This window comes from Agaribacterium sp. ZY112, from assembly GCF_041346925.1.
GTDB lineage: Bacteria > Pseudomonadota > Gammaproteobacteria > Pseudomonadales > Cellvibrionaceae > Agaribacterium.
On sequence record NZ_CP166840.1, the window covers coordinates 2,075,619 to 2,089,369 of the forward strand.

Annotated in this window: 14 protein-coding genes; 4 read left to right on the plus strand and 10 right to left on the minus strand. The window is 46.4% G+C overall.

Annotated features, from left to right (window positions below; genetic code table 11):
* Entirely contained in the window at positions 1–708 is a 708-nt protein-coding gene (recO, locus tag AB1S55_RS09145) for a DNA repair protein RecO (RefSeq protein WP_370981503.1), read from the plus strand.
* Between the two features lie 64 nt (positions 709–772).
* On the opposite strand, the gene AB1S55_RS09150 is transcribed toward recO, so the two are convergent.
* Positions 773–3,574, minus strand: coding sequence for a response regulator (locus tag AB1S55_RS09150; RefSeq protein WP_370981504.1), 2,802 nt, complete (start codon positions 3,572–3,574; stop codon positions 773–775).
* Positions 3,575–3,709: 135 nt separating this feature from the next.
* On the opposite strand from AB1S55_RS09150, the gene cysM reads away from it, so the two are divergent.
* From cysM to mazG, 3 genes are read left to right on the plus strand one after another with little or no spacing between them, the layout of a single operon-like run.
* Positions 3,710–4,603: a cysteine synthase CysM gene (cysM, locus tag AB1S55_RS09155; RefSeq protein WP_370981505.1), complete on the plus strand. Its 894-nt coding sequence runs from the start codon at positions 3,710–3,712 to the stop codon at positions 4,601–4,603.
* 41 nt (positions 4,604–4,644) lie between these two features.
* The gene (relA, locus tag AB1S55_RS09160; protein ID WP_370981506.1) at positions 4,645–6,888 is read left to right on the plus strand and encodes a GTP diphosphokinase; all 2,244 of its coding nucleotides are present in this window, start codon (positions 4,645–4,647) and stop codon (positions 6,886–6,888) included.
* 1 nt (position 6,889) lies between these two features.
* Positions 6,890–7,705 (plus strand): nucleoside triphosphate pyrophosphohydrolase, encoded by an 816-nt coding sequence (mazG, locus tag AB1S55_RS09165; RefSeq protein WP_370981507.1) that lies wholly within the window; start codon positions 6,890–6,892, stop codon positions 7,703–7,705.
* On the opposite strand, the gene AB1S55_RS09170 is transcribed toward mazG, so the two are convergent.
* The 9 genes from AB1S55_RS09170 to AB1S55_RS09210 form a co-directional block, all read right to left on the minus strand.
* The gene (locus tag AB1S55_RS09170; protein ID WP_370981508.1) at positions 7,702–8,028 is read right to left on the minus strand and encodes a type 1 pili tip component; all 327 of its coding nucleotides are present in this window, start codon (positions 8,026–8,028) and stop codon (positions 7,702–7,704) included. The two genes, mazG and AB1S55_RS09170, sit on opposite strands and share 4 nt — an antisense overlap.
* A gap of 96 nt (positions 8,029–8,124) precedes the next feature.
* Positions 8,125–8,418, minus strand: coding sequence for a hypothetical protein (locus AB1S55_RS09175; protein WP_370981509.1), 294 nt, complete (start codon positions 8,416–8,418; stop codon positions 8,125–8,127).
* Positions 8,411–8,854, minus strand: a complete 444-nt coding sequence (locus tag AB1S55_RS09180; protein ID WP_370981510.1) for a molybdenum cofactor biosynthesis protein MoaE — start codon at positions 8,852–8,854, stop codon at positions 8,411–8,413. The genes AB1S55_RS09175 and AB1S55_RS09180 overlap by 8 nt, the downstream gene beginning before the upstream one ends.
* A 9-nt stretch (positions 8,855–8,863) precedes the next feature.
* Entirely contained in the window at positions 8,864–9,118 is a 255-nt protein-coding gene (gene moaD / locus AB1S55_RS09185; RefSeq protein ID WP_370981511.1) for a molybdopterin converting factor subunit 1, read from the minus strand.
* Positions 9,119–9,144: 26 nt separating this feature from the next.
* Entirely contained in the window at positions 9,145–9,621 is a 477-nt protein-coding gene (gene moaC / locus AB1S55_RS09190; RefSeq protein WP_370981512.1) for a cyclic pyranopterin monophosphate synthase MoaC, read from the minus strand.
* On the minus strand, positions 9,618–10,754 hold the full coding sequence (gene dapE, locus AB1S55_RS09195) for a succinyl-diaminopimelate desuccinylase (protein WP_370981513.1): 1,137 nt from the start codon (positions 10,752–10,754) through the stop codon (positions 9,618–9,620). Before dapE ends, moaC begins: the two co-directional genes overlap by 4 nt.
* A gap of 133 nt (positions 10,755–10,887) precedes the next feature.
* Positions 10,888–11,913: a 2,3,4,5-tetrahydropyridine-2,6-dicarboxylate N-succinyltransferase gene (dapD, locus tag AB1S55_RS09200; RefSeq protein WP_370981514.1), complete on the minus strand. Its 1,026-nt coding sequence runs from the start codon at positions 11,911–11,913 to the stop codon at positions 10,888–10,890.
* Positions 11,914–11,924: 11 nt separating this feature from the next.
* Positions 11,925–12,269: an arsenate reductase gene (locus tag AB1S55_RS09205; RefSeq protein ID WP_370981515.1), complete on the minus strand. Its 345-nt coding sequence runs from the start codon at positions 12,267–12,269 to the stop codon at positions 11,925–11,927.
* Between the two features lie 37 nt (positions 12,270–12,306).
* Entirely contained in the window at positions 12,307–13,632 is a 1,326-nt protein-coding gene (locus tag AB1S55_RS09210) for an ABC transporter substrate-binding protein (RefSeq protein WP_370981516.1), read from the minus strand.
* Between the last annotated feature and the right edge of the window lie 119 nt (positions 13,633–13,751).

Below are 13,751 nucleotides of genomic sequence, written 5' to 3' on the forward strand. Positions count from 1 at the left end.
ATGGCTGGGGCAAATCTTCAGCGTGCTTATGTTCTGCACCTAAAGCCTTATACCGATAGCAAAAAGCTTGTACGACTCTTTTCATACGATGAAGGCTGCCTTGACGCTGTTGCTAGGCCTAGTAAGCGTTGGCCTGCTTTAGAGCCTTTTATTCCCTTTTTATGTCATGTGAGTGGAAAAACTCAGGGTCTTAAAAATTTACGAGCGGCCGAGATTCAAGATTCGACACCTAGGCTGCAGGGCCATGCTCTGTTTTGCGCCTTGTACCTTAATGAATTGCTCGCTAGAGCCTTACCTGTCGGCCAAGCTGTGCAATCAATATTCGAAGCCTATGAAGAAACAATAAAAAAATTAGAAGGCTCTCATGCTGATGCAGCACTGCTGCAGGTTTTACTTCGGCGTTTTGAGTTCAGCCTATTAAGGGAGCTGGGTTTCGCTGTAGAGCTACTGAGTTGCGCTAATGGCAGCAAAGTCATTAATAGCTGTACAGCGTTTTATACTTTTCGGCTTGGCTTCGGCTTTATACCTTGCGCTTTACATGAGCAAAACAGTACCAACCCTACGCTATTCCATGGCGAGGTCTTACATGCCATTGCCGAGCAGCAATGGAGTTCACGTAGCCTATCAGCGGCAAAGCGTTTAAGTCGCTTAGCCCTGCCAATGCTAATCGGCTCGGAACCGCTAAAAGCTCGTGAGTTATTTGTTTAACTGAGTACGTAGTGGCACCTGTTTTTACTGGCTTTGCTTTATAGCTGTTGCTGAATAATTTTGTTTATTCCAGTGAAAAAAGCACTTCCAAATCATGTTCAGACGACCAGCTAACAAGCTCCTTCATTTTTTGGTACATCTTTTTTAGGTCGTTTGCATCACACAGTTCAGTTTGTTTTAGCTGGGTATCAACACATTTAACGGCGGCTTTAAGTTCGGGTACACCACAATAACAACAGGCACCATGCAGTCTGTGTACTAGTTCGTAAAGCTCATCGTAGCGGCCTTCTCTGGAGGCTTTTTCCATAAGAGGCTGCTCTTGTTGGATGCTTTCTATGAGCATCTTAATCATGTCAAAAGCCAGTTGGGCGTCATTTTTAGTTAGCTCTAAGCTCTCACCAATGTTGACGGGGCTGCTTGTTGTTTTGTCTATAGTGGCGACAGTTTTTTTATTTTGAGTACTATGTTTAGTCGTCTTAGGTTTTTCATTGATGCGTTTGTTTTTATTACTAATGACCCAGCGATCGATCACAAGGCCTATGGATTTCTCTGTTAGTGGTTTGCTAATGAAGTCGTCCATGCCTGCTAGTAACAACTTGCTGCGCTCTTCTCTTATATCGTGAGCGGTTAGTGCAACAATCGGAGTTCGTCGATCGCTGTTTTCATCGCGACGGATACGCATGGTGGTTTCAAAGCCATCTAAGTCGGGTAGCTGGATATCCATAAATACTAAGTCATAACACTGGGATAAACAGCGATCGATGGCGCTTTTCCCATCTACAGCTACTTCAACTTCTGCGTTAAAGCTTTCTAAGAGTGCACATGCAACTTTTGTATTCGCAGGCGTATCATCGACGACTAAGATCTTCATCTGGTTTGCAGACGCCGTTTTACTAAAGCCTTTTTCATTGTTGGTACTTACGATGCCGAGTTGGTCTAATAAACCTCGGCGAAGGCGAGCGGTTTGCAGTGGATGTTGAGCGATAAAGGCGTCACAGTCACCTAGAATTTTTTGTACGTTTTCGTGTTGTCCCATTGGTGACATGACAACGGTTGGTATTTCTAATTCATCTCTTAAGTTCTTTACCGTTTGAGCAAGTAAAATTTTATCTAAGGCTCTTAAGGATGTTTGTGCTTCTATCACGGCCAGAGGGATGTAGCGCGCGTGCTTGAGGGCTTCATCACGCAAGCGTTTTGCTTGTGTGAGGATATCGGCAAATACGTTTGCTCGTCGATTATTAATACCTAGTTCGGTAAGCCTAGATGTAAGTTCTTTGTAGGCTCGATCTCCAGTGGTAAATACCAAGGCATGAACTTGATAACCAGGCGCTGCTATTTTATTGGGGCTTACTGCGGTACCATCGAGTTTTAAACTGAGGGCAAAGCGGAAGCCGCTATGCTCTGCTTGCTCATTAATATGGATCTTCCCTTGCATGTGTTCCGCGATACCTTTTGCAATAGAGAGACCTATACGTGCACCAGAATAAAATCGAGGGTCATGACTACTCGCGCTAGGGCTGGTGCTCCATCGGCTTAACTCTTCAGGCAATTCACCATCGGTATTAACGTAGATATTGATGTCTATTTTAGACGCGTGTTGCTTTTGCAGCTCTGCAACAATTTCTACATAACTTGCGTGTTCAAATTTAATTGCATTACTAACTAAATTAGATAGCACTTGCTGAATACGCAAGGGGTCACTCAGCACATTAGTGGGAATACGTTGATCAATGTGGCTATAGAGTTTTATCTCTCGCTCTAAGGAGAATGGTGCTTGTAGTTGCAGGGTCTCTTCAATATTGTGGCGTAGATCAACTACTTTACTTTCAACCTGAAGTTTTCCGCTTTCAAGTCGCGAGAAATCATGAATATCACTGACAATCGTCAGCATGCCTTTGGTGCTTTCGTCGATGGTATTTATATAATCTTTTTGTTCCGGAGTAAGCGCCGTCTTTTGTAGTAGCTCTGAAAATCCTAGTATGCCACTTAGTGGTGTACGTAAATCTTGGCTGGTTTTCTTTAGGAATTCGGATTTGAGCCGATTCATTTCAACCGCATTTTTTCTAGCGATATCTAAATCAATATTTTGTACTTCAACCGTTTCGAGAGTCTCTCTTAGCTCTGCGCCAGCGTTTTCAACGCTTTTGCGCAGTTCCATTTCTTTTTCAATTTGGATTGTGATATTGGCATTAAGTTGGTGTAAAAGTGGGGCAAATATGCCGCTATTGGACAGAGCTAACGGTGATATTTCTCGGCTTCTGTTTTTCTGAAATAACTCATCCGACAGACGGGTGAGAGGAGAAAAAATATCTCTATTTAATTTTCTCCAAAATAGGATGGAAAACAAGATAACACCAAGGCCAATTAAGCTGGTGGCAAAAAGGTATTGTAGGTTTAGCAGTGATAACGACGTTTTGTCTATCGTGGTGATAAGCCATGTGTTTTGGCCCTTCATTAGGTACCAAGGTCTACTTAGGTGTAGTTGCTCATCATGTTGCCATGAGCTTTCTGTTCGATAGCGAAGACCAATGTCTTTGCCGTGGATTGGGAGTCCGCGCTCAAAAAGTTTTTTCCCCCGTGCATCAACCAAGGTTAATGATAGGAAATCATCAATGGTTAATAAGGTATGCGCTTTTTGTTCTAGGTTGGCAATTAGCTCGGCATCATTTTTGGGCGCTTGCTGGGTGGGGCTCAGCAATAGGTCATTAAGCTGTACGCTGCGCGCTAACATGGTGTCTAAGCGTTGCTGGTGGAGTAAGAAGAACAGGCTGGCAATACCAAAGCTAATAACCAATACCATGCCGATGGCGGTACTGCTTAACTGCCATAAGGGCTGGTCTAGGGTGGCCTCGCGGGTTTGGGCCATAACTATTACTCCGAAATCTCACTGCAAAGCGCTAATTTAGCGCGCTTTTACTGCTTGAGCCAGTTTTAGACCTATAGAGCTGGCTTGAGCTTGGGCCTAAGGCTAAAATACTCGACTTTAATTAGAGGTTTGGCCGTGTCTAGCTCTTTTGTAAGCATTGAAGACTGTGTTGGTAATACGCCCTTAGTGCGTTTACAGCGCTTGCCGGGTACGGAAAACAATGATGTGCTCTTGAAGCTTGAGGGGAATAACCCCGCAGGTTCAGTTAAAGACCGGCCTGCAATGTCGATGATTGCACGCGCTGAGTCTCGTGGTGATATTACACCCGGTGATAGTTTGATTGAGGCCACCAGTGGCAATACCGGTATTGCGTTAGCGATGGCTGCAGCGGTTAAAGGCTATGCGATGACGCTTATCATGCCTGACAATGCTACCGAGGAGCGAAAAGCTTCGATGAAAGCCTATGGTGCTGAACTTATCCTTGTTAGTAAAGAAGAGGGTATGGAAGGGGCCCGAGACCTAGCTTTGCAAATGCAAGCTGAAGGTAAAGGTCGAGTATTGAACCAATTTGGCAATAGTGACAACCCTCTTGCTCATTATGAAGGGACAGGGCCTGAAATTTGGCAGCAAAGTGAAGGTCGCATCACTCATTTTGTTAGCTCTATGGGGACAACAGGCACTATTGTCGGTTGTTCACGTTATTTAAAAGAGCAAAACCCAAATATACGCATTATTGGCTTACAGCCTGATGAGGGAGCAAGTATTCCGGGTATTCGGCGCTGGCCAGAAGCCTATATGCCAGACATCTTCAGTGATGAACATATCGATGAGGTCAGTCTTGTCAGTCAGCACCTAGCAGAGCAAACAATGCGTGATCTGGCTCGTAAAGAAGGTATCTTTTGTGGTGTGAGTTCTGGGGCCGCGGTTGCTACTGCCTTGAGTGTTGCTCAGCAAGTTTCGAATGCGGTGATTGTCGCTATTGTATGTGACCGAGGTGATCGCTACCTTTCGTCTGGGCTTTTTAATTGATACTAAGCCTCGCCCTATAAAGGACAGGGAATAATAAAAATATGGTTAAAGTAAAACAAAATAGCCTTCAGTCTGCTGACGACATTGATATTCATAGTTGGGTGCAAGAGCAGCTTGTGATTGCCGGTTCCGTGCAGCCGGAAAAAGATGCGCCATTACTTGTTAAAGCCTGTGAGTTTGCCAAAGCCTGTGAGGTCAACGAGGGTGACCCTGAAACCAGTTGGGGAGAAGGCAACACCTCCTTTTTAGCCGGTTTACACATGGCTGAGTTATTGGCCGATATGCACCTTGATGGTGAAGCCATGGTGGCTTCCATTCTCTATCGAAGTGTGCGTGAGGCAAAAGTTGATGAGCAACTGGTCTTAGAGCAGTTTGGTGAAGGCGTTATTACCCTGATTAATGGCGTGCGCCGAATGGCTGCGATCACGGGCTTATCTAGCCATTCTCAAGACCAGGTCTTTGGCCGTGATAGAGATGAGCAGGCAGATAAGCTTAGAAAATTGTTAGTCGCTATTGTTGATGATGTTCGTATCGCTTTAATCAAGTTAGTTGAGCGAACCTGTGCCATGCGCTCGGTTAAGAATGCTGATGCTGAGCGCCGGAAAAAAGTTGCGCGAGAAGTCAGTGATATTTATGCGCCTTTAGCTCACCGCTTAGGTATTGGACAGATAAAGTGGGAGTTAGAAGACCTTGCTTTTCGTTACTTGCAGCCTTTTGATTATAAATACATCGCTAAACTGCTCGACGAAAAGCGCTTAGATCGCGAAGGCTATATCGAGCGTGTGGTCGAGCTTATAAGAAGTAAGTTGGCTGAAGACGGCATTGAAGCTGATGTCTCGGGTAGGCCAAAGCACATTTATAGCATTTGGCGAAAAATGAAGCGCAAGAATGTCAGCTTTGCTGAGATTTATGACATTCGCGCTGTTCGAGTGTTGGTGAATACGGAGCGTGATTGTTACGGTGCTCTAGGTATCGTGCATGCCTTATGGAGGCATATCCCTCATGAGATGGACGACTACATTGCCAACACTAAAGACAACGGATATCGCTCCTTGCACACGGCTGTACACGGCCCAGAAAACCGAGTTCTAGAGATTCAAATCCGCACCCATACTATGCACGATGAGGCGGAATACGGGGTTTGCTCTCATTGGCGCTATAAAAAGACCGACGACGAAGACAGTGAAGCAGGCTATGAGCAAAAGATAGCGTGGTTGCGCCAAGTTATTGAATGGCAAGAGAGCGATATTGGCGTTGCTTGGGAAGATCAGTTGCCCAAAGGCATTGAACAAGACCGAATTTATGTTTTTACTCCTGAGGGGCATGTGATTGATTTACCTCCCAGGGCGACGGCGGTCGACTTTGCATTTCGCATTCATACCGATGTGGGTTTACGCTGTCGTGGAGCCAAAGTAAATGGCCGTATAGTACCGCTTAATCACAGCTTAAATACGGCTGACCAAGTTGAAATCCTAACGGCAAATCGTGAAAACCCAAGCCGAGATTGGCTCAATAGCCATCTAGGTTATATCACCACATCAAAGGCTAGAAACCGTTTACAGCATTGGTTTAAGCAGCAAGACCGCGATCAGAATATTGCTGATGGCCGCTCCTTGTTAGATCATGAATTTAAGCGTTTAGCGCTAGAAAATTTTGATTTTGATGCGCTTGCTAAATCTCTCAACTTAAAAGGCTTAGATGATTTATACGCGGCTGTAGGCGTGGCTGATCTTGGTGTTGAGAAAGTGATTGATGCGGCGCATCGCATGCTCAATCGAGATAAGCAGCAAGAGCCTGTTGTCAGCATTGTTGGTAAGGCGAGTGACACTAACAGTGGTGCCGATATCTATATCGACGGTGTGGGTAATTTACTGTCTTATATTGCTCAGTGTTGTAAACCTGTGCCGGGAGAGCGTATTTCAGGTTATATCACCTTGGGCCGTGGTGTTTCTATTCATCGGCAAGACTGCTCAAATTTATTACGCCACTTACAAGAAGAGCCCGAAAGAGTCATTGCTGTGGATTGGGCTGAAGCGCCTAAAGAAACTTATTCGGCTCTTATTGAAATAGAGGCCTTTGACCGTCATGGTTTGTTGCGAGACATTACTACTTTACTCGATAGAGAACGCATTAATGTCAGTGCGATGCAGACTTTTTCAAATAAGAAAAAGCATACCGTGGATATGATTCTTACTATTGAGGTGAGTGATTTACAGGGCTTGTCTCGTATCTTGGCTAAAGTCAGCCAGCTACCCAATGTTTGGTCTGTACGGCGAAAGGATTAGCGTGAGTTACGATATTAATGACCTTGTCTACTTGATGCAGCGTCTGCGTAAGCCACAGACCGGTTGCCCTTGGGATTTAGAGCAGGATTTTCGTTCTATAACAGCAAGTACCTTAGAAGAGGCCTACGAGGTCGTTGATGCGATCGAGCGTGACGATATTGCCCATTTAAAAGAAGAGCTTGGCGACCTTTTATTTCAAGTGATTTTTTATAGCCAGCTTGCTAGCGAACAAAAGCATTTTAACTTTAATGCCGTTGTTGATGTACTCACGCAGAAATTGATTCGCCGTCACCCGCATGTATTTCCCAATGGCACCTTAAGCAGTGAGCGCCGCCCAGGTGATGATAAAGAAGCAAAGATCATTAGCGAACGTTGGGATCAAATTAAAGAGCAAGAGCGTGCGCAAAAAGGCCAGCAAGCACTGCTAGATGACGTGCCTAAAGCTTTACCGTCATTACCTCGTGCACAAAAACTGCAAAAGCGTGTTGCCAAAGCAGGCATGGATTTTCGCACGGAGCAAGCCGCGTTAAAGAATATTTACGTAGAGTTGCAAGAGTTGGAGTCTGAATTAGCTGGCGCTCGAGAGCCTGAAGCTATTCAAGATGAGCTTGGTGATGTGTTGTTTAGTGTCGTCAATCTTGCTCGTAAACTTGATTTAAATGCAGAACAGAGCTTACGTGTTTCGAACCATAAATTTGAAGCTCGGATTAAAGCCATGGAAGAGCTGATGCTGATATCGGGGCAGTCTTTTTCATCGTGCAGCGATGATGAACTTGACGCCTTGTGGCAGCACGCCAAGTCACACAAGGCCGTTTAATTATTGGCGGCTTGTTGTAGGTGTTTTTGGGTTAGAGCATGAAATGCAGGCGTTGGACCGGTGTCTTTATAGATCGGGTCGCCAAGCTCATCTAACATTGCCACTTCTTTACCTGCGACATAGGGGAAGCTTCCCTCGAGTTCAGATAAGGCTGCTGAAAGGAGCTCACTAATAAGCTGGTCTTTATTGCGGCGTGGATACATCTCCATAAGCGCCGATACTTTTGCTGCGTCTTCTATTGTTAAATTAACGGTATAGCTTTCTTCGGTGAACTGTCCTTTTGCGCTATTTTGCCACAAGTTCACAAGATCTTTAATGTTCATAACGGCTCCCTTTTATCTCACCAGTTACATAACTATAGATCAGCAATCTTCAACAAGGTTCCGAACTTAATGTGCTGGCAAATTAGGGCGGTGAATTTAACGGCGAAAAAACCGTAAGAGGCGGCTTATTAATAAGTGCAAGTAAGCACGCATAGCGATAATAAAACCTAAGCCAGCTAAGAGAAGACCGAGCAGGGCGACAAGTTCTTGATACAGAGGGTTTTGTACATAGGTGTTGGCCATGTAAATACAGATCATGCCAACGGAAAAATAAATAAAACCGTCACGCCAACTTTTGAAAATAGCTATTTGAGGTGCTGTATAGTGCTTGATCAGCAACTGTTTAAGACGCTGAATACCTGTTGAGCTGTTGTTGTCAGCTCTATTCATCGCTCATCCAGCGAGTGGCACGTTGGGCATCAGAGTCACGCGCTTCTACCCACTGCCCACCTTCTTTTTTCCAGAATGGCGCTTCTGTTTTTAATAAGTCGATTAAAAACTCACACGCAGCAAAGGCATCGGCGCGATGTTTACTGCTGACGCCAATAAAGACAATTTGTTCGTCAACGGCAAGTGGGCCTACACGGTGGATGATACGGCTATCGAGTAGTTCCCAGCGTTTATGCGCTTGAGCTTCAATTCTCTCGAGTACCTTCTCGGTCATGCCGGGGTAGTGCTGTAACTCAAAAAGCTCACTTTTTCCGTTGGCGCTGCGAAAGTCACGGACTAAGCCGCAAAACATAGTCACAGCGCCAGTCACATTACTTTGTTGCAGCTTTTGATATTCGCTTTGAAGGTTAAAGTCTTCGCGTTGAACTTGAATCATAGGGTCTTTTTAGCCGCCAGTAACAGGTGGAAAAAAGGCGACTTCTGCGCCGCTATATATGCTTTGCTCTGTTTGGGCAATGCTTTGATCGACGGCGCAGCGTGTGCCTTTGTCGTTAAGCAGCTCTTGCCAGATATCACCACGCTCACTTAATAGAGCAACCAGCTCGCTCACATTGAGGCTGTCCGTATCTAAGCTTAACTTTTCTTCGCCTGTACCAAATTTTTCAGCAAGTTTGGCAAAGTACAAAATAGTGATATTCATACGTGTCCTTGGGGGTGAAGGCTTGGTTATTTACGCAACCACTGGCCGCTTTTACCGCCGTGTTTTTCTTGCAGCTCTGTGGCAACAATGCGCATACCTTTGTCGACAGCTTTGCACATATCGTAGATGGTTAAAGTTGCAACAGAGGCGGCTGTAAGGGCTTCCATTTCAACCCCTGTTTTACCTTCAAGCTCACAGCGAGCAATGGCGGTAATTGTTTGTGTTTCTGCGTCTTTTTCGAAATCGACACTGACCTTGCTAAGCATAAGTGGATGGCATAAAGGAATCAGGTCGCTGCAGCGTTTGGCCGCTTGAATTCCTGCAATGCGAGCAACAGCAAAGACGTCGCCTTTTTTATGCTTGCCTTCCATCAATAGAGTAAAGGCCTCATTGCCAAGTTCTATGGTGCTGGTCGCGACGGCAATGCGCTTACTGGGTGCCTTGTCGCTGATGTCGACCATGTGTGCTTCGCCGCGCTCATTAAGATGGGTGAACTCACTCATGCCAACAGTTCCTCGAGAATCTGTGTGTAAGTTAAGCTGAGTTTATCCAAATCTTCAGCTTTCACACATTCATTCACTTGATGAATCGTTGCGTTGACTGGGCCTAGCTCAAGTACTTGAGCCCCTGTCGGCGCAATAAAACGGCCATCGGAAGTACCGCCTGCGGTGCTCAGTTCGGTCTCGATACCACACTGGTTTTTAATCGCTGTTACCGCAGCTTCAACCAGTTTACCTTCAGCGGTTAAGAATGGGTGCCCGCTTAGGATCCACTTGCAGTCGTAATCGAGACCGTGTTTATCAAATATTGCTTCGCTGCGTTCGCGCAGTTGGGCTTCTGTTAACTCGGTAGAAAAACGAAAGTTAAAAATTAGGTCGACTGTACCCGGAATCACATTGGTGGCACCGGTGCCGCTGTTCATATTACTGACCTGAAAACTGGTCGCTGGGAAAAAGTCATTGCCTTCATCCCAGGTTTCAGCCGCCATTTCAGCCAGTGCCGGTGCAAGCTTATGAATAGGGTTGGCGGCCAAGTGAGGGTAGGCAACATGACCTTGCTTGCCTTTAACAGTCATCCAGCAGCCAAGGGAGCCACGACGGCCATTTTTAATCACATCACCCACTTCATTAGTCGATGAGGGCTCACCGACTAAGCACCAGGTGATTTTTTCATTTTGCGTTTCAAGCCAATCAACAACTTTAACGGTGCCATTAATCGCAACCCCTTCCTCATCGCTGGTAATCAAAAAGGCAATGCGACCATTGTGATTGGGGTGTTTGGCAACAAACTCCTCACAGGCTGTGACCATCGCTGCAAGGCTGCCTTTCATGTCGGCCGCACCGCGACCGTAGAGTATGCCGTCGTCAATAACAGGATCAAAGGGCTTGTGTTTCCACTCGCTCTCGTCACCGGTTGGCACTACATCGGTATGCCCAGCAAATGCAAAAATTGGCCCCCCATCCCCGCGTACGGCCCAGAAGTTATCAACGTCATCGAAGCGCAAATGTTCAACCTTAAAACCGATGGCCTCAAGGCGCTCACACATCAATGCCTGACAACCTTCATCTTCGGGGGTAACACTCTGGCGGCGGATTAGCTCACTGGCGAGCTCTAGGGTAGGGCTTAATTCACTCATGAATACTTATTACTTTTGATTAAGGTGAGCTGTGATATTAACGCAGCTCAGGGCTAAGTATGGAGTGGGAGAGAGTCTCCCTCCCACTTCATGTTGGCAGTTTCACACATTGCTGAGTTGTGCCGATGTCAGCTTAGTTATTACTATGAAGCTCATCGTTCAGAGCAATTGCGCTCTTATTGCTTAGACATTCAACGGTGCCGGTCATCGAGTTACGACGGAACAGTAAGTCATGCTTGCCGGCCAGATCACGGCCTTTAACGTGCTCAACGACATTGCGCTGATCGTCGAGCAGAGCAATCTTAGTTCCGGCAGTCACATAGAGGCCGCTTTCTACGATACAGCGGTCGCCGAGAGGAATACCGATGCCTGCGTTGGCACCGATAAGGCTCTCTTCGCCAACAGAAATAACAATGTTGCCGCCGCCGCTTAAGGTGCCCATGGTTGAACAGCCACCGCCTAGGTCGGAGCCTTTACCAACAACAACCCCTGCCGAAATACGGCCTTCGACCATAGAGGTGCCTAAGGTACCGGCGTTGAAGTTAACAAAACCTTCATGCATAACCGTGGTGCCTTCACCAATGTGTGCACCAAGGCGAATACGTGAGGTGTCGGCCAAACGCGTACCCGTTGGTACAACGTAGTCGGTCATTTTCGGGAATTTATCAACGCAGTCGACACTTAAAGTACGGCCTTCGATACGTGCTTGTAGCTGGCGAGTAGGTAGTTCATCAATCGCGATGGCACCTTCGTTGGTCCACGCTACGTTAGGCAATAGACCAAACATACCGTCGAGCTTGGTGCCGTGAGGCAGGACAAGACGGTGGCTTAATAGCTGAAGCTTCAAATACACTTCTGCTACAGAACTTGGTGCTGCGTCACTTTCAAGTGCACACACAACAAGCGGGCGAGTGCTGCTAGCCATGCTTTCTAATTGGCTTGCCAAGGCGCTTTCACCTGCACTATTTAAGGCTGTGGCCAAAGCTTGAGCCTTAGCTGTGTCAATCGCGATAGCTTGGTTGCCGTCTTTATAGGCCAGTTCACTGGTAAGGACCTCAACTATGGTCGCTGAAGGAGTAAGTAAAGGCTGAGCATAGAAAACTTCAAGCCATTCGCCTTGACTATTGTGGGTGCCGACACCAAAACCGAGTGCGTACATAGAAATTCCTCTTAGCTAAAAATTGTGTTGTAAGTGTCGGCTTTAAAGCCGACATGCAAACCCGCTGTACTAGATAGCACAGGGCGCTTAATTAGGGTGGGGTGCGTTTCTAATAAATGCGCAGCCTTATCGCTCATAGCAGCTAGCTTTTCTTGTTCGCTAAGTTGCTTCCAGGTTGTGCTGCGTTTATTAACTAAGGTACTTGGGCCCAAGGCCTCTAACCAAACCTGAATGTCGTTTTGGCTGATGCCGTCTTTGCGCAGGTCGTGAAAGCGGTATTCAATGCCTTGCTGCTCTAACCAGTTTCGTGCTTTTTTGACTGTGTCGCAATTAGGGATGCCGTAAAGCGTATTCATAGAGAGGCCCGTGTAAAAAGGCCGCAAGCATAGCAAATTACTGTGCTTCGTGCAGCGGGGGCAGTTCTCCAGGCAGGCCATAATAAGGTTGTTGCTGCTTAAACTTGTCGAAGCCCGCTTGCATTGCCTGTTGGCATTTTTCGATGTTTCTATGATCGAGGAAGTCTCGTAGGGCATCGGCGATGATTAAAGCGAGCTCGGGATGGCTTTCCCGACTGAAAAATTGCATGCTGCCCGAGTTCTCTAACATCACAATGGCTTCGCTTTGTAGGGGGTTGTTGAGTTCTAGGCGAGCATAGCGGTTTGCAGGCAAGCGCGAGGAGGGTTCGTTTAGGTGCAGTTGAAAATCGATTTCAGCTAAGTACTGCAGAAGCTCTGCTAGCTCGGAGTCAAGCGTGGCGTAACTTGGTACAACAAAGGAGTCGATAGGTGCAATGCTGTAAGTCGGCTGCGTACTTTCTATAGTTGGAAAGGCACTAATGCGGAAGTCGTATTTTAATGCCGGAGTTAGATTGCCGACAACGTAACCGCCGGCTAGGATCATTGCTGCACGTCGGTGGTAGAGAAAAGGTAGGGTACTGCTGACTTTGTAGTTACGGTGCTCCTTTAAATTGAAGCAGCCTGCGTTAATGAGTTCGAGCCAGCGTTGTAGTATTTTTTTTGTTTCGGGCCCCTGCCAGCTAGCCTGACCGCTGAGTAATTGTTTGTGGAAATCGGCACCGTTAATACGCAAATCTAAGTAATCGAACCAGGCCAATAAGGGCCAGCTGGATTTATTGCCCATGGCGATAAGGTGGCGCCCTTGTTGCTGCATTCTCTTGCAGTTGTCGATCAGATTTTGCCAGCTATCAATGGGCTTTAGTTGGAACTGCTCGAAGCTTGAAGCCCGATAATAGAAGGCCCAGCTGTAATACGATACAGGCACCGCATAAGGTTTGTCTTGATAGCTCACCGCAGAAACATGAGCGTGATCGAATAGTTTATGAAGTTGATATTGTTGCCATACTGCGCTGAGGTCCTTGAGCTGATCGCGTGCAGCTAGCCGCTCAATATGCTTGCCACTGTACCAATAAATGACATCAGGCCCTTGCTTTTGGTTTATCCATTTATGCACTTTGTTACTGATATCCCCTCGATAGTATCGGGCTATCGCTTGGCTGTGGGGCTGCTTTTGGTTAAAGCGCTCGATAAGGGATGAGAACAGCGCTCTTTCTGAGTTATAGCTAAGCTGGATGGCTATTTGGATCTTGCGTACGGGTTTTTCAATATCCTTATTAGTCGCTGCGTAGGAGTGACAGCAAGCAAAAAAACACGCTATTAAAACGAGTGTAAAATAAGGTAATGGTGGGTGGGGTTGAGCCATAAAGCACGCAATGTTCAAGAGCTTGTTATTAGTCTAGCTGCTCTTAAGTAGCTTGCTTAACCGCATGTAGAAACAAAAAAGCCACCCGTAGGTGGCTTTTAGGCTTATCAACAGTAACG